Genomic DNA, 21,319 nt, shown 5'->3' with positions numbered 1-21,319 from the left:
AATCACTCCCAATCCGTAACTATTTCAACTGTATCGTTATTTTCTAAATATTCCATGCCTCTGTTTACTATCAAATCACCATTTTTAATACCCGAGAGTATTTCTATGTTAATACCATCATCTATACCTATATCAACAAAGGTCTTAATAGCTTTCATTTCAGGAGATACAATATAGACATAGCTTCTTCCATCTTCTTTGATTATAGATTTGCGGGGAATTATTAAACCTTTTTTCTCCTTAATAGGTATATATACTTTAGCAAACATTCCCGATTTAACTTCTAGGTTATTCTGGAATGTTACTTTCACAGGATAAGTACCACTAGAAGAGTGGACCATTGGACTAACTCCATCTATAACTCCTATAAAGGTTTCCTGAATAGAGTCTAAGTATATATTCACTTTTTTGCCGGTTTTCATTCGATTGACCAGATGCTCAGGGACACTCACTTCGATTTCCATAGATGTATTACTGGATATAACAAATGCAGCTTCCTCGAGATTATATCTTTCTCCCTCATTAACATAGACTCTAGAAACTATTCCATCTATAGGACTTTCTATTTTAAGATCCGATATGCTTTTTTTCATATTTTCAATTTGTGATTTTAAAGTATTCACAGATGCTAGACCTTCACTAACTTCACCTTCGAGGTTTCCAGATACAATATCGAAATTTCTTTTAGCCTGTTCATAACTTATCCTTGCGTTCTTGTAGGAGTCTTCTATATTTTGAAAGTCTTGGTTTGATATCCCTCCCTCAATATGTAGGACTTTGTAATTTTTAAACTCTTTTTCTAGAGTTTTATAGGCTATTTTGGACTGCTCATAGGTGGATTTTTTAATTCTATATTCTTGGTCTAAGGATACTTTAGACTGTATCAGTTGCTTTTCTAGAACTTCAATTTCTCTTTTAAAATCCTCTTCATCGATCTCAAAGAGTATATCTCCCTTTTTAACTTCACTTCCTAACTTATAATTAACTGCAACTACTTTTCCGGGAGTCTTAGGATAAATATCTAGCTTATCTTTACTTTCAACTCTTCCACTAAATCTTCTTATATCTTCAATCCTTTTTATAGTGGCTTCATGTACAGTTACATCAGTATAATTAGGTTTAGCAACTTCTTGATGGGTACAGCCTGAAACGATGATAATCGCTAAAATTGAAAATAGAAACATTATTTGTTTTGCTTTCATTAGTAGCACCTCCAAAAATCCAATAGTATATGACCGAACGTACGGTCAATTTAAAATTAAAAAAATAATTTATTTTTCAAGACCTTTCAAAAATACACTCATAAAGGATTCGTTAATCTGTTCAAAATCATCTTCTTCACCAAGGGCATTGTTAATCCAACAATGAAGCATTAGCCCATCTAAATAGGCAAATAAAGATATAGCTAATTTATTAGTATCTATATGTGAAGGGATCATACCCTTAGTTTTTCCCTCATCCATAACGTTTTTCAGTAAAGTTCTATACTGAAAAAATATATCTTTTATATCATTAAGCATCTCTTCATTGGATATGTTTCTCAGATTTACTAACAATAATTCAAAGTATGCTAAGAAAAAATCCCTGTTGTTTTCTTTGAAAACCCTCACGGTTTCCCTTGCAAAGGTTTCTATTCCTTCTATAGGATTAGTAAAGTCAATGTCTTTTAAAAATTCATTATCAATAACTTCAACAAAGAATTGCTTAGTGGATTTGAGTAATATATCCTCCTTGGATTCAAAGTACTCATATACAGTTCCTTTACCTATGCCTGAAGCCTCAGCAATTTCCTTTATTGTTACTTTCTCATATCCCTTTTGAGAAAATAGATCAATAGCTGCAAGACAGATTTCTCTTCTTCTTTCTTCCTTATCAACTATTTTAGGCACTGCATCACCATCCTTACTAAAAGCCTTTATGTAAAACTTGATTTATACGTTATGCATAACTACTTGATATTTAAAGTATATTTTTAACCGACCAAAAAGTCAATAAAAAAATAGAAAATGAAAATTTGAAATGATTTAAAATAAATTGTTATAATAAAAGAAACTAGACCTTTGAATATGGAGGATGTAATGAAAATAGGAAAATTTTCGTCTGAAAACAATGTCAGTATTGACACTATAAGACATTATATGGAATTGGGATTAATTATACCTGAAAAAATTGGTGGTCATTACGATTTTGATGAGGTCTGTAAGAGAGATTTAGAGGAAATTTTCACTTTAAAGAGTATGGAATTTACTTTAAATGAGATAAAATCTATTTTTCTATTTAAGAGACTTGGTAAGCTTACACCGTATCAAGAGGTTGAATGCTATAGGCAATTTTTCATATCTAAATGTAAAAAAATAAAAGAACAAATTGAAGAACTTCATAATGCTAAGTTAAAACTGGAAGATGAAATAGATAGACTTTCATCAAATGAAGATCAAGAGAACCGTACTTTAGGTGTAGACATAAGTGCTTTAAGTCTTTTTAAATGCTTAATGTGTGGTAAGGACTTAACATTGCATGAAGGTCATATAGCAAATAATCAGGTAATAAACGGAATTCTAAGATGCAAATGTGGTAATGAATATACAATAGATGACGGTGTTTTAATTGGTAAAAATAATATAGATGATTATGAAGAAAACCTGAACTATAACGATAGAAAGTTGTATATAGCAGAGTATTTGAATGAAACTGATCTCAAATATCTTGATAATATTTATAAAGGCTTGGATTGGGCATATAAAAAGTTGAACTTTGAAGAACTTAGGGGAAAAAAAATATTAGATTTGGGGTCGGGGTCTGGATTTTTATTAAGACAAATTTATAATGATTTACCTGAAAGCTCACTATATATAGCTGTTGACCATGATATTGAGAGACATAGATTTTTAAAAGCTATGCTTGAAAAAGCAGAGTGTCAGAAAAAAGTTATCTTTATATGTTCTGACTTTTTGGATATACCAATAAAGGATAAATCAATTGACATGCTCTTAGATTATACAGGAACAAGTAACTATAGTTTTGAAAATGAAGAGTTTTTATTAAAACTTATAGATAAACTTGTAAAGGATGATGCATTTTTACTAGGAGGATATATTCTCTTTGCTAAATTCAGTGTAACCAGTTGGATAAATCATAACTATAGAAAAAATTTCATTCTTAAAAATGTAAAAGAAGAACTTAAGAATCTTGGATATATAGCTATTGATGAGAGGGTATCTGAGGTTTTAAATAAAGGCGGTAGGTTTGAAAACTATTTTAAGGAAGATGAAAAAGTATATACATATGGATTTTATGGAAGGCGATATTAAAGATAGGGTTAACCCTATCTTTTATTAATTTTTATTGATAAAAGTTGAAATATTACTATTGATGTGGTCTGGAGCCTACTATCTATAATGGAGTTAAAGGATAGGAGGCTTTAATATGACTATTTTTAAAAAATATCAAAATAAATCGATCTGTAATATGGAACTATCAAATCTAATACTATTTTCCTTAGGGAAGTTTATCTCTTTGTTTGGGACTTTCATATATACCTTTGCAATAGGTCTTTATATTCTCAGACTTACGGGATCGGGGTTGTCCTTTGCAACTACATTGGTTTTCAGTACTCTTCCATTAATTATTATAAATCCATTTGCCGGAGTGCTGGCCGATAGGCTTAATAGAAAGTTTTTAGTGGTGATTATGGATTTACTAAATGGGGCTTTAATGATAGGACTGTATTTTCTTAGCTCCGTAAGCGGCCTTAGTCTTACTTTGATTTATGTCAGTACATTTATTATGACTAGCTTTATGACTATATTTAACACAAGTATAGAAGCAGCAATACCAAACATAGTTTCAGAGGATAGACTTATAAAGATTAATTCTATAAGTAAAATCATAGATTCCATATCAATAATTTTAGGCCCTATGATTGGTGGTTTAATTTTTGCATTTGTAGATATAAAGCTATTTATAGCAATAAATGGTATCTCATTCCTAATCTCCGGGATTTCAGAAATGTTTATTGATTTTAGCTTTAATAAAGAAGAATCTAAGCAAGAAAAAGAAAAGATAGATTTTTATCTAGACATGAAACAAGGTTTGAAATACATGATGAATAAGAAAGAGATAACTAGCTTATTTATAGTATTTGTATTCCTCAATTTTTCTATAGGACTATCCATAACTGTACCATTACCCTTCATAATAAATAATATACTAAAGCTAGGTTCAAAATCCTTTGGGATAATCCAAGGTTCCGTTCCTATTGGTTTAATAATTGGTGCAGTCTTTGTTGGAAAGGTCACTGAGAAACTATCCTATAAGAAGATTTTGGTGCGAATGAACTTAGTACTTGCAATATGTATGCTTCTGATAGGGGTGCCTATTATACCCATTCAGATAATCAAAAATACATCTTTATTACTGATTTACTACTGTACAATAATGTGTATAGTAGGAGTAGCGATATCATTTATAGATATACCTATACTAGGAATTTTACAGAAAAACATATCTGATGAATATAGAGGCAGGGTATTAAGTCTGGGAATGAGCTTAGTAAAGATTATATCACCAATAGCATTTATAATTTCCGGGGCATTGATGAATATTATACCAATATATTTACTTCAAGTCCTTGGAAGTATGGTTTTATTTATATACAATACAATGGATTTAATAAAAAGCAGAGATGAAAAGGTTGACCTTAAGAGAAGCTTGGTAAGTGTAATTAAGGGAAGCGTTATTATCTTTTTAATAGAATTACTTTTCTTTGGAATTTTTAAACCAAGGAACTTAGAAGGCTTTCTGTTAATATGGGGAATTATACCGATTTTGTTACTGATAGATAATATCTTTAGTATAAGAAGTGTTAATTTCTCAAAAGTTGCAGTAGATATAGAAGAAGTAGTGAACTTAACTGTAAGAATGAATAGATGTGAAAGAGAAAAAACAATTGTAGAAGGCAGATTAGGAGCATTTGGTGGGATTTTAGATAAACTAAACATAATTTATGTACTTTCTTTTATAATTAATCTCATTGGGTATGTTTTTGTTATGCCAAAATAGAATGAAAAAAGAAAAATAGTACTAAAGTAATGTTTGTTGAATATGTAAATAACTGGTTTAATTCTATCAGCCTATCCTCCGATATTATAAATGAGAATGAAATAAAAAGGAGGAATCATTGTGAAGATAGGGCTTAAAAGTAACTTCTTTTTTGTAGTAGTATTGTTGATATTTAGTATTAGCTCGGTAATCGCATTTGGTGAGGGCGACCAGCCAGTTGAGGAAGATTGGCGGTTGAAATTTAATGAATGGGAATTTACGATTAAAGCAGGAGACCAAGATGAAATAAAGATATGGAAGATATATGAAGACGGTAGGGAAGAAGATATAACAAGTGACGTGAAATGGACAGCAGAAAATAGTAGTATAGTAAGTGTAGAAAATGGAGTAATAAAGGGTCTAAGTGAAGGCGAAACAATTGTATGGATGGAATATGACGACATGAAAGAAGATATCTTTGTTGTAGTATGCGAAGAAGAATGGCGGCTAGAGTTCAGTCAGTGGGAATTTAAAATTAAGAAGGACGAAATAACAGAGGCAAAGATATGGAAGATATATGAAGATGGCAGAGAAGAGAATATAACCCATGAAGTAGAATGGACAGTAGAAAATAATGAGATAGTAAGTGTGGAAAATGGAGTAATCAAAGGTTTAAATGAAGGGGAAACAAAGATTTGGGTAAAATATGGAGATATGAAAGAGGATCTATTTGTATGGGTATGTGAAGAAGAATGGTGGTTTGAATTTAGTGAGTGGGAGTTTAAACTTGAAAAAGGAGAGACTAGAGAAATAACCGTATGGAAGAAATATGAAGATGGTAGAAAAGAAGATATAAGTAATGATGTAAAGTGGACAGTAGAGAATAATGATATTGCTAGTATAGAAAATGGAGTAATTAGTGGTCTAAATGAAGGGGAGACAAAGATTTGGTTGGAATATGAATATAGAGATGAAGATCTATTTGTGTGGGTATGCGAAGAATATGAAGAAGAATGGTGGATTGAGTTCAGTGGGTGGCAATTTGAAATAGAAGAGGGTCATGAAGTTGAAGTACAGGTCTGGAAGAAATATGGAGACGGCAGGAAAGAGGAAATAACGCATAATGCCAAATGGACAACTGATAACGATGAGATAGTTAGTGTAGAAAATGGGGTAATAGAAGGACTATATGAAGGTGAAACAATTGTTTGGATGGAATATGAGGGTAAAAAAGAAGACATACGTGTATGGGTATATAAAGAACATGAAGAAGAATGGTGGTTGGAATTTAGTGATTGGAAGTTTGAAGTACAAGAAGGTGAATTAGCAGAAGTAAAGTTATGGAAGATATACGCAGATGGTAGAGAAGAAGACATAACCCATGAGGCTAAGTGGATAGTCGAGAATGATGATGTAGTAAGTGTAGAAGATGGAATAATAAAGGGTCTTCATAAAGGTGAATCAAAGGTATGGATGGAATATGAAGGTAGAGAAGATGACATATATGTTTATGTAATTGGTGAAAACCAAGAGAACTGGATTGAACTTAGTGATTACGATATTGAGATTGATGGAGATGAATCAGTAAACGTTAAAGCATGGCTTGTATATGAGAATGGTATCAAAGAAGATATAACAGCAATGGCTGAATGGACTTCGGAAAATACTGATATAGCAGAGGTAAGCAATGGAAGAATAACAGGATTAGCTAAGGGGTATGCCCAGATGCTTATAAGATATGAAGTCTATGAAGCATACATAAACGTGTATGTGGGAGACTATGAGGACTTCTGGAAGATTGAACTTAGTCAGTGGGATGTCGAGCTAGAAGTAGATAGTGAGATAGATGTTGAAGCCTTTAGAATATCTGATGATGGTGATGAAATAGAAATAAGCAATGAAGCTGAATGGATACCTGAAAATCCTGAAATAGTAAGTGTTATTGATGGAAGAATAGTTGGATTGAAACAAGGTTATTCAGGAGTAGTTGTAAAATACGAAGAAAAGGAAGTCTATCTAATAGTGAACGTAATTGCTAATACAGACTCAGATGAAGACTATGTCTTATTTAATGACTCCAATAATATAAGAGAAGTTACGAGTGATAAAGAATGGACTATAAAATTCAATGACGTAATTGATGAGTCATCAGTCGATGGTAATATATTTATTAGAAAAGAGAATGAAGATAGCCTATTCCCTATTCAGCTAGAAATATCCGAAGATGGAAAGGCAATAGAAGTAAAACATGAGGAGTTATTTGAAGCTGGGAAAGTATATTACTTATATATAAATAGGGAAATAAGATCTTTAAATAATGATAAGAGTTTAAATAGTGGAATCAAAATGATTTTTAGAATCGAAGAATAGTCAATGATTGTTTAAAGAATTTGAGGAGCAGAGCTATAAGAGGTAACAATAAATCTTTTATATTCTGATTTATTAGTTATTTATGGATCTGCTTCTTTTTGTATTTTTTTGATATTTTTACAATACTTTGATATCATAGATAAGTGAGCTAAAAAATTATGTATTAGTAAGAGTCAGAAACTCATCTCTATTAAGACTGCTTTAGCACATGACTATATTATGAAATATTGACAGAGGGGTATATATGATGGGAAAAAGGAAGACTTTGATAATACAACTTATAATAGTTTTAGCAGTGTGTTCTATTCCTTTTATTGAGAAGAAGTTCTCTCAGCCTTACAAGGCTGTGGATAATCTTATTAATGATGCTAAGGAAAATAAAAGCATAACTGAGTATCTGATAGAAAAGGATGGGGATTGGGAAAAGGTAAAAGAAAAGACAATGTATAAGCTAGCTAGAAAGGAACTTGATTGGAAGTTTTTTAAGGATTTTGTTAATGATAAGAGCGTTGCGGACATACATTATTCACGCAAGGGAGCTTTTATATATAAGATCAAAAATTTCCTTAGAAAAGAGTTGAGTATTACTGTCAGAACCAATGATTCTAATGGAAATAAATTAAATGATTTGAGCATGTTGTTGCTAAAGACTGAAGAGGGATGGAAGGTTATTGGGACAGCAAATGACAGAGATATTGATTTAATAAGCAAATCTAAACTTTCACTCTCAGATATAGAGGAATATATCAATGATAACGATCAAGTCAATATGAAATTATTATATGAAAAGCTTAATATAAATAGCAACATATTTGGTACTGGTGCTCAGAAGTTTCAAGTAGCTGACAGGATTGAAGCTAAACTATCAAATGATACTGAATCTGATACTTTACTGCTTCTGTTGACTCAAAGAGGATTCAATTATCAATTCTTAGTCTTTAATAAAAAAACTGATGATTATGATTTTATTGGAAATATAGATTTTGGATATAAACATGAAATAGAACCTACTTTTAGAATAGCTACAATTGATGAAAATCATAAATACATAGTAACAAAGACTCAAGCAGGATACGGTACTGGCATAAATATAAAAGAAGAGAGATGGTATCAAATTGGAAAAGAGAAGATAACAAAGGTTCTAGAGTATCCAGTGGATTATGTTATGGTACCTCCTGAGACGGTTAGTTATCCAATCGAAATTCTTGGGAAAGCAGTAAAGAGCAAAGTAATTGATGGAATACCAACAATAGAAGTAGATTTTACTATTTCATATATTTATGATACTGAGTATGATACTAGGGATGAAAAAAAAGTAGGTATTAATCAAAAAGTTAGGTATACTTTGCAGGATGATAAGTTTACCTCTGAAGTTTATGAAGGCAAATATGAAGAGTGGATCTATAAACAGGAAATAAATGATGAAATATTAGATAGAAACTTTCAAAGGCTGAAGGAAATCAGTGAGGCAGAGGATAAAACAACAATAAATTATTTACTTAGATTTTTAGAAGCCTGTGGAGAAAGTAATGAAAAGGAAGAGTTACTAGACAATATTTTAAATTATCCATATATAAAATTAAGAGGAAGCCTATCAAGTGCTCTAATCTCTGATGGTGTGTCCTTAAGTCAACCTTTTACCTTTGATTATGGTAATTTAGATGAAGACATAAAAAGAGTATCTTTGTGGTATGAGGATTTTAATAAAGGGAAATTACTTTCTGACAATAGAATTGGAATAGTTGGATTAACAAATAGTGATGATGAACTAGGATTTGGAATTGTCAATGAAGATGGGGAGGAAAAAATAAAGTTATCTGCTGGACCTGGATCTTCGACTATGGAAATAAAAAAAGAAGCAGGTACTAATTTATTTATAGCAGCAAATACTGAGAAGGTTAGAATAGAGAAAAATGAAGAAATTATATTAGGGTTTGTTGCCTGGGATATTGAAAATATTCAAAGCACTGTCTTTAGCTTTGATAATTCCCAATCGATTATTAACGCATTTCCAAATCATAAAATATTTATTTTCAAATGTATGCTATTAGATTCAGATTTTGATGATTCAAATTAGTGAAAGTTAAAAAAGCTGCTAAAGGAGTGAAATATTCCTATAGGCAGCTTTTTTTGGCGATGTTATAAGTTAAAATAAGACTCCAATCTTTGAGGTCCGGATATTACCTCTCTACCTACAAATAATACACCATCTTCCTTACTCCTAATACTCCATTTTACGAGACTGATTTTACCATTCTTAATTTCAAGTCCAGTTATACCGCGGGGATGAACACAGCTACCATCGTTGAAATATAAAGGCTGACTTATATCAGGAAGGGTAGGTCTATGTGTATGGCCTGCTATGAGCATCTGCTGTTTTGCTTCTACCCATTCTAATATTCTCCTTTCAGTGGATTGCTTTCTTCTAAAATTTTTTGCTGGACTGGTGGGATCGTTAAAACCAAGATAAAGCTCTAGAGGACGCCATACATATCTAACTAGGAATCTAGCTAGCCACCAAAGATAATCATTTAGCAAATCTCCCTGATGACCGTGAACAAGGAAAATACTATCTCCTGTTTTTTTGTATTTCAAAATTAAGCCCTCATGAACCTCAATATTTTCAAACAATGGTTGTTGCTTTTCTTTATGGTGGTCATAATAAGAATACAGGTTTTTTTCTACAAATCTTTTTCTCTTTTTTACAATATCGTGGTTTCCCCAGATCATATATAGACGATTTCTTAAATAAAACTTGCGCATTAGTTCAAAAATATGATTATGGGATCGCCTTATTGTTGAGAATTTCCTGTTTTCCCAAAGCTCATCACCGTCTCCAATCTCGATGTAGGTAAATCCATTGTTAAAGTAATAATTTAATGCTGTATACATAACGTTGCTATTATGAGCAAAGTCATCGGCCCAACTATTATCTCCTCTATGACAATCACTCATTAAGATTAATTTGGAGGAATTATCTATGGGGATTTTCTTTGAAGAATTGAATACGTTTGTTAATCGATTGAAGGTAGACATATATAGAACTCCTTAGAAAAGTAATATTATTACAGTATATGAATGATGAGAAGGAAGTGTGATAGATATTAGAGATACACCTGTATTATTTATATTAAACTTTCTATGGATAATCTAGGTTAAAATATGATAAAGTTTTATATAATCCTAGATTATTCATAGCAAATTAAAAACTCTGCTACGTCCTTTTGATTCTAAGACATCCATCAAATTCTTGACGTACCGTCTGGGTATGCCTTCGAACTTGATGAACGCCTTAGAATTTAAAACTACTTGCATACTTTTCAAATTTCTATGAATAATCTGGGATAACAAAGAGTTTTAGGGGGGAATACATGGATAAGAAAGATATCCTTATAACCTATGGGAACAAGCCGAAGGAGATGATTAATAAACTCCTATCCGCTTCTAAAATAGAAGAGGATATTAAAGAATCAGATTTGATTGGTATTAAGCCTAATCTTGTTGTAGCAAAGCCTTCAACTTTAGGAGCCACTACAACTCCAGAAATTGTTGAAGGACTTATAGAATATCTCCAAGATAAAGGGTTTAGAAATATTGCTATACTAGAAGGCTCATGGATTGGAGATCGTACAGCTAAAGCCTTTAAAGTTTGTGGCTATGAGAAAATATCTAAGAAATACAATGTCCCATTAATTGATACCCAAAAAGACGGATATAAGGTTTATTCATATAATGGAATGGATATAAATATTAATAACGCAGCCATGAAGATAGACTTTATGATAAATGTTCCTGTGTTAAAGGCCCATTGTCAGACTAATATAACCTGTTCCCTCAAGAACATGAAGGGATGTATTCCTGATACAGAAAAACGTAGATTTCATACTATGGGATTACATAAACCAATAGCATACCTAAATAAACTTCTAAAGCAGGATTTTGTAATTGTTGATGGTTTAATGGGAGACCTTACCTTTGAAGAAGGTGGAAATCCTGTACAGATGGACCGGATAATCGTTGGAAAAGATCCTGTGCTAATAGATAGCTATGCTGCGGAGTTATTAGGGTATGGAATAGAAGAAATTCCTTATATCAAAATAGCAGGAGAAATCGGTGTAGGCAGCTGTAACCTAGAGAAGGCAAATATAAAAATATTAGATCATAATTATAATGTTAAGAAGATAAAACCATCGTATCGAACAAAGGAACTAGGAAAATATATAGAGGAAAATGAAGCTTGTTCAGCCTGCTATGGTTCCTTAATCCATGCATTAGATAGATTGGATGATAGAAGTCTAATAAACCTGGAGAGGAAAATACATATTGGTCAGGGTTTTAGAAGCCATAATGGAAAAGGTCTTGGATTCGGAAGCTGTACAAAGGGATTTGATATGCATATCTTAGGCTGCCCTCCAAGGGCAAAGGATATATTGGAATGGCTTGAAAATATAAATAAAGAGGTGTGTAAATGACAAAGAAATTTAAGGCAAAAAATATGGAAAAGCTAGATAATCCAGTAAGGAGAAAGATGTTACCTCCCCATGAGATTGTAAAGGGATTAAATGTAGAAAGTGGAAAAATTGTTGCTGATATTGGATGTGGTACAGGATATTTCACTATTCCATTTGCAAAGGATCTCGGAGAAGAGGGTAAGGTTTATGCTGTCGATATAAATCCTTTAATGCTGGAGGAAACTAATAGGAGAGTAGAGGAAGAGAATCTTAGAAACGTTGAGACTATACAATCATCGGAAAATGACTTTGGACTAAAGGAATCTTCCGTAGATGTTGTATTTACGTCAACGGTATTTCACGAAGTAGATTTACCTGAAAAATTCTTAGATGAATGTAAAAGAGTACTAAAAGAGAATGGTGATCTAATAATACTAGATTGGAATAGCGTTGAGGAAGAATTCGGTCCACCAATACATAAGAGAATAGACATAGAAATAGTGAAGAAGTATGTGACAGAAGCAAATTTTAATATAAAGGAAATAGAATATATAGGTAAGAGCTTCTATATTGTTAAATGCAGTTTGTAGTATGAATTAGTTATAGATAAGCAACATTAAGATTTGAAATTTATTAAGCCTTGAAGTTGCTTATCTATAACCTGGATTTAAGATAGTCTTAAGAAACTATACTTTCAAAACCTGATATAATTTAGATACGTATAAAAAAGAAGGAGGAAATAAATATGAGAAATGCTCATGAAATTGACTATACACTACATGGAGATGACATGCAATTTGTAGAAATAGAACTTGATCCACAGGAAAGTGTTATTGCTGAAGCTGGTGCCATGATGTACATCGAAGATGGAATACAGATGGAAACTATTTTTGGAGATGGTTCAGGGAAAAATGCACAAGGTGGCTTCATGGGAAAATTGCTTGGAGCAGGAAAGAGACTTGTTACAGGAGAAAGTTTATTCATGACTGTGTTCACAAATATGGGAAGTGGAAAAAAACATGCTTCTTTTGCATCTCCATATCCAGGGAAAATTGTTCCAATGGACTTGAGTGAATATGGTGGTAAAATAGTTTGCCAGAAGGATGCATTCCTATGTGCGGCTAAGGGCGTTTCAGTAGGAATAGAATTTCAAAAGAGGATTGGAACGGGATTCTTCGGCGGAGAAGGGTTCATAATGCAAAAATTAGAAGGTGATGGATTAGCCTTTGTACATGCAGGTGGAACTATCATTGAAAAGGAGCTCACAGCAGGTGAAACTCTTAGAGTAGATACAGGTTGCCTAGTGGCCTTTACCAAGAATGTAAATTATGATATCGAATATGTAGGAAACGTTAAGAGTGCATTTTTTGGTGGAGAAGGATTATACTTTGCTACAGTAAGAGGACCTGGTAAAGTTTGGCTTCAATCTCTTCCGTTTAGTAGACTGGCAGATAGAATATACTCAGCTGCACCGCAAACCGGGGGAGCGAGAAAAGGAGAAGGTAGTGTACTTGATGTTTTAGGTGGTCTTGGTAATCTATTAGATGGAGATTAGACTAAAAGAATTGAAGAATCAAGGTCTTAATACATATGACTATTAATGTCATATGTATTTTTTTATTGTCTTATAAAATCTTCACAAATCATTCTGACTTACATCACTTTTGCATCACATTTAATATCTATAATGAGAATATAGCTTTGCGATTTAAGGCTACATAGAAGTAATTAAAGTTAAATGGGAGTAAAGGAGGAAGTAAGACTTGGTCAAAAAAATTATTTCTAATAAGTATGCTAAGGTTGTATTGGTAATAGCATTGATTTTAGGCATAGGTTTTGTAGGATTTAAGTACATAAACAAAAGTGAGGAATCTTCGAGTGAAGCCCAAACACAGAAAGAAGAAAGGGTAATGAGAGGTAATATAACCATTGATTTTGATGGTGATGGAGAGGCTGAGATACCTGTAGTGAACCTAGATTTTGATGTAAGCGAGAAGTTGAAGGAACTTTATGTAAGTGAAGGAGATGAAATAACTACAGGGCAACTCCTTGCGAAGCTAGATGACACAGAATATGTGAAGAAGTTAAAAACTGCAGAGATTAACTATAAAAAAGCTGTTGCCAACTTGGAGAAAACAGAGGAAGATAAAAAGCTTAGCCTTTTGAACGAAAAGCAAAAGTTGGAGGAATTAAAGTTAAAATTAGAAGAGATAGAAGCAACGTACTTGCCAATGCTTGAGATTGAGGATGTATACTCACCACAGGCTATAGAGATCAAAAAAACTTCCTATGAAAATGCAAAATCCGCCTATGAGACTCAAAAGGAAAGATATGAAGTTTTAATTAACTCTAATAAAGATATAGAGCTTGAAAGGGCTAATGTTGAATCAGCAAAGCTGTCCTTAGAAATGGCTGAGGATGACTTAGAGAGTACAATATTAACGGCCCCAACCGATGGAACCATATTAAATATTGCTTATAAACTTGGCGAGACTATTTCGAGTGTAAGGGAATCGGGAGAAGTAACAGCGGATACTACACACTTTATGGTTGTGTCGGACTCCGATAAGGTAGAGGTTATTGTACCGGTCTCAGAGATAGATCTATCTAAGGTAGAAATAGAACAAAATGTAGAGGTTGAATTTGAGGCCTTTGAAGGGGAAAAGTTTTCAGGCAAAGTTGTTTCGATAGATGCCTTACCAATCATAGATAATAGTGGATTGGTTACATTTGATGTGGGAATTGAGCTTGAAGGTGGAGTGGAAAAGATTAGATCGGGGATGACTTGTTCAGCTTCATTTATAGTCAGACAAAAGAAGGACGTCAATTATATATCAAATAAGGCAGTGAGTATAGTAGATGGGAAACAAGTTGTTAAAGTTAAAGATGAAAATGGAAATATAGAAATTAAGACAATAATTACAGGACTTACCGATGGCAAATATGTTGAAGTGATTGAAGGCCTTAATTTAGGTGAAACGATAATCATAGAAGAGAAGAAAGTAGAGTAGGTGTATAGATATGAGTTTTGGAGAGATCTTAAGGTCAATTTTTATAAACATCAGAGAAAATAAGTCCAAAGTCTTTCTTACTACACTGGGGATTATTGTTGGTGCATTGACTATAGTGTTAGTAATGGCCATTGGAAATGGAAGTCAGGCAAGTGTTGAAGAACAGTTTAAAAGACTAAACGTAGGGACCTTATATATAATGCCTGCCTTTGGTAGAGGCAGTCCTTCAAATATAAAACTAGGGCTTGAAGATATGGAAGCAATAGCTGAAGAAGTAACTTCAGCGAAAAGAGTAAGCATGATGATTAATGGGAGCGCAAATATAAACTATCAGGATATATCAACATCCTCTTCCGTAGCAGGGATAGCAAATGGATATGAAGAGATTACAAATATTGAGTTAGAATATGGTGAATTTATAAGTGAAGATAATAGTAATGATAAAGTTGTAGTTATTGGATCTGAAGTAGCCAAGGTACTTTTTGAAGAAATAGACATTTCTGATGCTATTGGAGAAAAGGTCATTGTTAATGGAAAAAGATTTGAGGTAATTGGGATATTAAAATATATTGGAAGTGCAGAGAGAGGATTTAACCCTGATGAAGGATTTTTTATGCCCTATGAAGTGGCAGAAAGATACATAACTGGGAAAAGATTGAGACCGACTATTATGGCATTGGCTAAAGATATAGATCATGTTGACTCAGCTATTGAAGGGATTAGCACGGTCCTACAAAAAAGATATGGGTCAAAGAGTGATCAATTCATGATTAGGGATGCTGGAAGTAGTCTTGAGTCTGCTAGGAGCTCTGCAAGAACTATGACTCTGATGCTTTTATCAGTAGCAACTGTGGTACTGATTGTAGGTGGAATCGGAATAATGAACGTATTATTTGTTTCAGTAAAGGAAAGAACGAAAGAAATAGGGATTTTAAAGGCCATTGGAGCACGGAAAAAGGATATACTGCGTATATTCCTACTCGAAGCAATTATCATTAGTGGAGCTGGTGGAGTAGTAGGTATAGTGCTTAGTATGCTTGTAATGCCTATAATGGATTATTTTCAAGTAAGAGCTATTCCTAGTATATCTGCGTATTTATTAGCCTTTGGATTTTCTGTGGCAATAGGAACTTTCTTCGGTTATTATCCTGCTTCAAAGGCGGCTTCTCTTAAGCCTATTGATGCATTAAACTATGAATAAAAAATAAAGGAGAGGTTAGAAATGAATAAACTTATGTCTAGAATTTTAATAGTATTAATATGTCTATCGGCAGTTCTTACAGGATGTACAGAAGCTAATGAGCCGAGTAATGCATCGCCAAGTAATCAAAACACTGAAGCGCAGTTAGAAGAAAATAAACAGAAAGATGGTCAGAACGCTAGAAAAAGACCAGATATGTTTGGAAGAGTTAAGAGTATTATTGGAAATGAAGTAATATTAGAGATTGCAGAGATGCCTCAGACGAAGGCTGGAAAGGGCGAAAATCAGGGTGAGAAAGCAGCTGGATCAACTGGTGGAGCAGGAAATGGTGGAGGAAAAGGTGAAGGAAAAGGATCACAAGGGGCAGGTATGAGAGAGTTGAAATTAACTGGAGAAACTGCTACACTGCTTATTCCTGTTGGAATACCTATCTCTACACGTAGTCAAAATGGCATGAGTGAAATTGACTTAGCCGATATATACGTTGGGTCGACATTATCAATTTGGTTTGAAGATAATGATGCGGAAAATAAAGCAATTACTAGAGTTATGATGATGCAGGGAAGGTAATAAGATGAAGAATGATACAGTAATTTATATGAAGGATATTGTTAAATCCTATAGGATGGGGAAGAATAAATTAACTGTTTTGAAGGGGGTATCCCTGGAAATAAAAAGAGGTGAATTTGTTGCGGTTTTAGGCCCTTCAGGATCTGGAAAGTCGACCCTAATGAATATTATAGGCTGTATAGATGTGGCCGATTCAGGTCAATATACTTTATCGGGTCAAGATATTAAGGCAAAAAATGATGATGAACTTGCGCATATTAGGAATAGAGAAATAGGTTTCATATTTCAAAAATTTAACCTTTTACCTAAATACACAGCTGAACATAATGTAGCCTTTCCCCTTCTTTTAAGGGGGATCGATAAAGCGGAAGCCCATGAAAGTGCAAGGGAAATATTAGAAAGCGTAGGCCTTGGAGATAGAGTAGACCATAAGCCCATAGAGCTATCTGGTGGGCAGCAGCAAAGGGTTTCCATAGCAAGGGCATTAGTAGGTCAGCCTAATATGTTGCTTGCCGATGAACCCACGGGAAACCTTGATTCGAAATCTGGTAGTGAAATAATGAATATCTTCTTAGAGCTTAATAAAAAAGGCAATACAATTGTGTTAATAACCCATGATTTAGAAGTTGCAAAACAAGCTGGTAGAATAATACATGTAAGAGATGGTGAGATACATGAATAAAGCTACTAGCTTATAATTGGGGTAAGAGTATAAAAGAGAGATGATTAAATTCATCTCTCTTTTGTTTATGGATTAAAAGATACAGCATAAAAACTCGTCTTCAGACGCATTTGTTCATCTCAAACCACACTGTAGTCCCCTTATCTACTTCACTTTCTATTCCGTATTTAAAGTTATGGGCTTGTAGAATGTTCTTAACTATGGCCATTCCCAGACCTGTACCGCTGTCATCTCTTTTTCGAGATTTATCAACCTTATAAAATCTATCCCAGATATATGGTAAATCCTGCTCTGGAATTCCTTTACCTGTGTCAATAATTTCAATCCTTACAGTGCTATCCAGATTAATAATATCGATAGTTATTTGACTATTTTCATGTGAATAATTTACTGCGTTATTAATTATATTATAAAATACTTGATAGAGTTTATCCCTATCTCCATAGATTTGCGTTTCATTGTTATCAATATTCAGATTGATTTTAATGCTTCTTTTTTTTGCAAAAAAGTCAAGATTTTGTATTACACTATTTATTAGATTTACAATTGGAATTTCAACTAGGTTGAGTTTTGCATAACCGGCTTCCATTTTTGACAAATAGAGTATATCTTCGACCATATGATTTAAACGGCCAGCTTCATCTATAACAATCTGCAAGTACTGATTCTTATCTTCTGTATCATCGATGTCTATATCCTTAACTAGCTCGGCATAGGCAGTGATCAAGCTGATAGGAGTTTTTAATTCGTGAGAAACATTTGCAATAAAATCTCTTCGAAATTTTTCTATTTGGCCGAGCTGAATCGCCATATCGTTAATTGTATTACCTAGGACACCTATTTCATCCTTGGAATCAAGAGCTACATTAGCTGTAAAATCGCCCTTAGCTATTTTTTTGGATGTGTTTATAATTTTAAGGATTGGTTTCGTAAAATGTTTGGCGAACAACAATGCTAATAGGGTTCCGATAATTAAGGATGCCAATGAAATTATTGATAATTGCTTTTTTAAAATAGATATCGTTTCCTCAATTGGAGCTAAAGGAGATGTTAAAAGTACGTAGCCTTTAATATCTTCTCCAGACATAATAGGAACACCTACTAAGATAGATTTCATTCCTTTAGGGCGAGAATGATTCTTTAGTAAGGTAAAGGTTTCGCCATTTGCAATATTTGACTCGACTACTAAATCGTTATAAAAAATTGATAGCTCTTTTCTTAAGATTTCTTCTGGAGATCTATGGCTTTTTGAATTTTCTTCAAGACTTTTATTGCCTTTAAAATACTCTTTTGGAAGACTATAGAATAAAATATTGCTCAATGAATCAACTATCAGAATCCTTGTACCATAAGAGGGAACGAAGGTTTCTACCTCTTCAATAATCTCTTGGGAAACAGTATTATAATCATTATTCTCTATGAACATTGAAGCCAACTTATGGCCTTCTTCCATCAATATATTAGATCTTTCATTAATATAGAAACTGTTTAATAACCCTATCTGAAAGAGCCAAATAATCAAAAGAATTATTAATACTAGTGAAGTAATGGCAAGCCATGTCTTACTTAAAATACTTTTCATTTTTTGCTCCCTACCTTGAATCTATATCCAGTACCCCAGACTGTTTTGACATATCCTTTATATATTCCTAGTTTTTCTCTAAGTTGTTTTATGTGGGTATCAACAGTTCTGAGGTCTCCAACAAAATCGTAACCCCAAACCTGATTTAGTAGTTGCTCCCTTGTATAAACTATTTCTGGATTTTTACAAAAGAAATTTAAAAGCTCGAATTCTTTAGGAGTCAATGACATTTCCGTATCTTCTAAAAATACTTGCTTATACATAGGTTTTACTTCTAAAACTCCCATTTTCAAAATACGGGTGTCTCTTTCTTTATTACCATTACTTCGTTTTAATACTGCTTTTACTCTTGCAGCCACCTCCTTAGGGCTAAATGGTTTAACAATGTAGTCATCTACACCAAGTTCAAATCCAAACAACTTATCATATTCTTCACCTCTAGCCGTAAGCATTATAATTGGCATAGATGAGTCTTCACGGACCTTTCTACATACGGTCCACCCATCTACTTCTGGCATCATTACATCTAATAATACTAGAGAAAATTTAGTTGTATCAATTTTCTCTAAAGCCTCTTTACCATTACATGCTTCTTCAACTATATATCCTTCCTTTTCAAGGTAGATTCTAATAACTTGACGCATTTTATCTTCATCATCAACAACAAGTATCTTTGTATTTTCCATAATATATACCGCCCTTCAAAACCATTCATTATTAAAACTATCATAGCACATAAGTATTAGGTTAGATAATACTTATATAAAAATTCATAAATTCATTACAAATGCATCACAAAATCATCACAAATGCATGTGGATATAAATAGCATTTAACAGAATTAAGTATTTAGTAGTTAAAAAAATACTAACCTGAAAACCTCATTCAATTCTCAAAAACATATCATATTGATATCACATTTATATTGTAAATTAATATTATGACTTTGTTATCAAATTAAAGAAAGAGAGGCATTTAAATGAAAAAAGTAACATTTCTAGTATTAGCATTAGCATTATCAGCTGGATTATTAGGGTGTAGCTCCAATGATGGTGAACAAGCTTTAGAAAAGGGAAAAAGTGAAGTGAAAGAGGTTGATCAAAAAACAGATAAGTTAGAGAATAATGAAGAAAAACCTCAAAAGAAAGCTGATAAAGAAAAGCAAAACGCGGATAGTGAGAGCTCAGAAACAACTGGAAATAAAGAAGAAGGAGGAAGAAAACAACAAGGTGGTGGTGATGGAACTGGGAAGAAGCTATCTCAAGAAAAGTTAGAAGAAATAATTAAGCAACTTGATAAAAAAGTTGAAGACGGGGAATTAGCTTCTGAAGAAAGAGATAAATTAGTTGAAGAAATAAGAAATGGAAACTTAAGAAGTATTAAAGAAATTCTTGAAAATTAAAGAAAACTTTTAGGAGGCAAAAGAATGAAAAAAAATAGTATATTATTAATTTTATTAATAACAATTGTTTTAGTACCAAATATAACTTCAGCTTTAACGAATGATCTTTCTGATGCAAAGGATCATTGGGCAAATGAATACATAAGCAATTTAGTTCAAGATAATATTATATCGGGATATCCAGATGGCAATTTTTATCCAGACAACCAAATAAAAGTGTCGGAATTTACAAAGATAATCATTAACTCTAGGGGAGAAGTAGTGGAAAATCCTAACGCAGGTGAGTGGTATATACCTTATGTTAATAAGGCAAAAGAGCTAGGTATTATTGTAGAAGGAGAATTCAATACATATGATAGAAACATAACCAGAGCTGAAGTATGCAGGATGGTAGTTAGGGCTTTAAATGAATCAGCAAGCGATGGTAATACATCATTTATTGATGACGATAAAATACCAGAAGAATTTAAAGGTTATGTAAAAAAAGCAGTAGAACTAAATATCGTTAATGGATATCCAGATAATTCATTTAAGCCAGATAACACTGTTACTAGAGCTGAAGCCTCTAAAATAATTGCAGTTTCAAGAGGAAGAGAAAAAAATAAACAAACAAAAGGTACAAAACCAGATAAAACAGAAGGAGATATACCACAAGAAAAAATAGAACAAATAATAAGTCAACTTGATAAAATGGTTGAAGATGGTCAGTTGACCGTTGAGGAAAGAGATAAATTGGTTGAAGAAATTGAAAATGGTAACATCAAAAATGTTAAAGAAATTATAGGAAAGTAAAAGTACCTTTTGAACTTAGTAGTGGGGTGTTTCAGAATAAAATCAGTTAAAAGTTTGAAATTCACCGGTTTAGCTGTACGTCAGTACTAGCCAAACCGGTGAATTTTTAAATCGTTAAGATTCCTCTAGATTATTTTATAAAAATTTTAAACTTTTTTTAAAGGATTTTTAAATACATTTTTTATACTATCCTTAACGAAGAAAAAACAAATTTTATG

18 protein-coding genes are annotated in these 21,319 nt (G+C 32.8%); 13 read left to right on the top strand and 5 right to left on the bottom strand.

Translation table 11 applies throughout. The features are described 5' to 3' along the window. Positions 1 to 2: 2 nt before the first annotated feature. Positions 3 to 1,202 (bottom strand): efflux RND transporter periplasmic adaptor subunit, encoded by a 1,200-nt coding sequence (locus R9X47_RS08260; protein ID WP_432666321.1) that lies wholly within the window; start codon positions 1,200 to 1,202, stop codon positions 3 to 5. Between the two features lie 69 nt (positions 1,203 to 1,271). Beyond that, positions 1,272 to 1,889, bottom strand: a complete 618-nt coding sequence (locus tag R9X47_RS08255; protein WP_432666320.1) for a TetR/AcrR family transcriptional regulator — start codon at positions 1,887 to 1,889, stop codon at positions 1,272 to 1,274. A gap of 189 nt (positions 1,890 to 2,078) precedes the next feature. On the opposite strand from R9X47_RS08255, the gene R9X47_RS08250 reads away from it, so the two are divergent. From R9X47_RS08250 to R9X47_RS08235, 4 genes are all read left to right on the top strand, one after another. Then, on the top strand, positions 2,079 to 3,311 hold the full coding sequence (locus tag R9X47_RS08250; protein WP_432666319.1) for a MerR family transcriptional regulator: 1,233 nt from the start codon (positions 2,079 to 2,081) through the stop codon (positions 3,309 to 3,311). A gap of 115 nt (positions 3,312 to 3,426) precedes the next feature. Next, positions 3,427 to 5,061 carry an MFS transporter gene (locus R9X47_RS08245; RefSeq protein ID WP_432666318.1) on the top strand — a complete coding sequence of 545 codons (1,635 nt, stop codon included), beginning with the start codon at positions 3,427 to 3,429 and terminating at the stop codon, positions 5,059 to 5,061. A 120-nt stretch (positions 5,062 to 5,181) separates the two neighbouring features. Then, entirely contained in the window at positions 5,182 to 7,410 is a 2,229-nt protein-coding gene (locus R9X47_RS08240) for an Ig-like domain-containing protein (protein WP_432666317.1), read from the top strand. 244 nt (positions 7,411 to 7,654) lie between these two features. After that, positions 7,655 to 9,487, top strand: a complete 1,833-nt coding sequence (locus tag R9X47_RS08235; protein ID WP_432666316.1) for a hypothetical protein — start codon at positions 7,655 to 7,657, stop codon at positions 9,485 to 9,487. Between the two features lie 62 nt (positions 9,488 to 9,549). Here the strand turns inward: R9X47_RS08235 and R9X47_RS08230 are convergent, their stop codons facing one another. Continuing rightward, positions 9,550 to 10,446 carry a metallophosphoesterase family protein gene (locus tag R9X47_RS08230; protein WP_432666315.1) on the bottom strand — a complete coding sequence of 299 codons (897 nt, stop codon included), beginning with the start codon at positions 10,444 to 10,446 and terminating at the stop codon, positions 9,550 to 9,552. A gap of 335 nt (positions 10,447 to 10,781) precedes the next feature. Here R9X47_RS08230 and R9X47_RS08225 point away from each other — a divergent pair, with 335 nt between their 5' ends. From R9X47_RS08225 to R9X47_RS08195, 7 genes are all read left to right on the top strand, one after another. Then, a complete protein-coding gene (locus tag R9X47_RS08225; protein WP_432666314.1) occupies positions 10,782 to 11,882 on the top strand; it encodes a DUF362 domain-containing protein in 1,101 nt (366 codons plus the stop codon). Beyond that, positions 11,879 to 12,451 carry a class I SAM-dependent methyltransferase gene (locus tag R9X47_RS08220; RefSeq protein WP_432666313.1) on the top strand — a complete coding sequence of 191 codons (573 nt, stop codon included), beginning with the start codon at positions 11,879 to 11,881 and terminating at the stop codon, positions 12,449 to 12,451. The genes R9X47_RS08225 and R9X47_RS08220 overlap by 4 nt, the downstream gene beginning before the upstream one ends. A gap of 155 nt (positions 12,452 to 12,606) precedes the next feature. Continuing rightward, a complete protein-coding gene (locus tag R9X47_RS08215; RefSeq protein WP_432666312.1) occupies positions 12,607 to 13,416 on the top strand; it encodes a TIGR00266 family protein in 810 nt (269 codons plus the stop codon). Positions 13,417 to 13,624: 208 nt separating this feature from the next. Beyond that, on the top strand, positions 13,625 to 14,872 hold the full coding sequence (locus tag R9X47_RS08210; protein ID WP_432666311.1) for an efflux RND transporter periplasmic adaptor subunit: 1,248 nt from the start codon (positions 13,625 to 13,627) through the stop codon (positions 14,870 to 14,872). A 10-nt stretch (positions 14,873 to 14,882) separates the two neighbouring features. Further along, a complete protein-coding gene (locus R9X47_RS08205; protein WP_432666310.1) occupies positions 14,883 to 16,073 on the top strand; it encodes an ABC transporter permease in 1,191 nt (396 codons plus the stop codon). Positions 16,074 to 16,094: 21 nt separating this feature from the next. After that, positions 16,095 to 16,643 (top strand): hypothetical protein, encoded by a 549-nt coding sequence (locus R9X47_RS08200; RefSeq protein WP_432666309.1) that lies wholly within the window; start codon positions 16,095 to 16,097, stop codon positions 16,641 to 16,643. A gap of 4 nt (positions 16,644 to 16,647) precedes the next feature. Further along, positions 16,648 to 17,325 (top strand): ABC transporter ATP-binding protein, encoded by a 678-nt coding sequence (locus R9X47_RS08195; protein ID WP_432666308.1) that lies wholly within the window; start codon positions 16,648 to 16,650, stop codon positions 17,323 to 17,325. A gap of 100 nt (positions 17,326 to 17,425) precedes the next feature. Here the strand turns inward: R9X47_RS08195 and R9X47_RS08190 are convergent, their stop codons facing one another. Both R9X47_RS08190 and R9X47_RS08185 read right to left on the bottom strand, forming a co-directional pair. Beyond that, positions 17,426 to 18,907: a sensor histidine kinase gene (locus R9X47_RS08190; RefSeq protein ID WP_432666307.1), complete on the bottom strand. Its 1,482-nt coding sequence runs from the start codon at positions 18,905 to 18,907 to the stop codon at positions 17,426 to 17,428. Beyond that, positions 18,904 to 19,593: a response regulator transcription factor gene (locus tag R9X47_RS08185; protein WP_432666305.1), complete on the bottom strand. Its 690-nt coding sequence runs from the start codon at positions 19,591 to 19,593 to the stop codon at positions 18,904 to 18,906. The genes R9X47_RS08190 and R9X47_RS08185 overlap by 4 nt, the downstream gene beginning before the upstream one ends. 293 nt (positions 19,594 to 19,886) lie before the next feature. Between R9X47_RS08185 and R9X47_RS08180 the strand changes: the two genes are divergently transcribed. Further along, positions 19,887 to 20,309, top strand: coding sequence for a hypothetical protein (locus R9X47_RS08180; protein ID WP_432666303.1), 423 nt, complete (start codon positions 19,887 to 19,889; stop codon positions 20,307 to 20,309). Positions 20,310 to 20,333: 24 nt separating this feature from the next. Next, complete coding sequence (locus tag R9X47_RS08175; RefSeq protein ID WP_432666302.1) at positions 20,334 to 21,101, top strand: S-layer homology domain-containing protein; 768 nt, start codon at positions 20,334 to 20,336, stop codon at positions 21,099 to 21,101. Positions 21,102 to 21,319: the final 218 nt, after the last annotated feature.

It is taken from the genome of Wukongibacter baidiensis, assembly GCF_050888315.1.
Lineage (GTDB): Bacteria > Bacillota > Clostridia > Peptostreptococcales > Caminicellaceae > Wukongibacter > Wukongibacter baidiensis.
This window is presented reverse-complemented; position numbering and strand designations above follow the sequence as displayed.

Bases quoted from the DNA above. Each gene is read 5' to 3' on its own strand.
- R9X47_RS08215 (WP_432666312.1), top strand. From the start codon at position 12,607: ATGAGAAATGCTCATGAAATTGACTATACACTACATGGAGATGACATG.
- R9X47_RS08175 (WP_432666302.1), top strand. From the start codon at position 20,334: ATGAAAAAAAATAGTATATTATTAATTTTATTAATAACAATTGTTTTA.
- R9X47_RS08180 (WP_432666303.1), top strand. From the start codon at position 19,887: ATGAAAAAAGTAACATTTCTAGTATTAGCATTAGCATTATCAGCTGGA.
- R9X47_RS08195 (WP_432666308.1), top strand. From the start codon at position 16,648: ATGAAGAATGATACAGTAATTTATATGAAGGATATTGTTAAATCCTAT.
- R9X47_RS08190 (WP_432666307.1), bottom strand. From the start codon at position 18,907: ATGAAAAGTATTTTAAGTAAGACATGGCTTGCCATTACTTCACTAGTA.
- R9X47_RS08225 (WP_432666314.1), top strand. From the start codon at position 10,782: ATGGATAAGAAAGATATCCTTATAACCTATGGGAACAAGCCGAAGGAG.
- R9X47_RS08235 (WP_432666316.1), top strand. From the start codon at position 7,655: ATGATGGGAAAAAGGAAGACTTTGATAATACAACTTATAATAGTTTTA.
- R9X47_RS08200 (WP_432666309.1), top strand. From the start codon at position 16,095: ATGAATAAACTTATGTCTAGAATTTTAATAGTATTAATATGTCTATCG.
- R9X47_RS08245 (WP_432666318.1), top strand. From the start codon at position 3,427: ATGACTATTTTTAAAAAATATCAAAATAAATCGATCTGTAATATGGAA.
- R9X47_RS08260 (WP_432666321.1), bottom strand. From the start codon at position 1,202: ATGAAAGCAAAACAAATAATGTTTCTATTTTCAATTTTAGCGATTATC.
- R9X47_RS08205 (WP_432666310.1), top strand. From the start codon at position 14,883: ATGAGTTTTGGAGAGATCTTAAGGTCAATTTTTATAAACATCAGAGAA.
- R9X47_RS08230 (WP_432666315.1), bottom strand. From the start codon at position 10,446: ATGTCTACCTTCAATCGATTAACAAACGTATTCAATTCTTCAAAGAAA.
- R9X47_RS08220 (WP_432666313.1), top strand. From the start codon at position 11,879: ATGACAAAGAAATTTAAGGCAAAAAATATGGAAAAGCTAGATAATCCA.
- R9X47_RS08250 (WP_432666319.1), top strand. From the start codon at position 2,079: ATGAAAATAGGAAAATTTTCGTCTGAAAACAATGTCAGTATTGACACT.
- R9X47_RS08185 (WP_432666305.1), bottom strand. From the start codon at position 19,593: ATGGAAAATACAAAGATACTTGTTGTTGATGATGAAGATAAAATGCGT.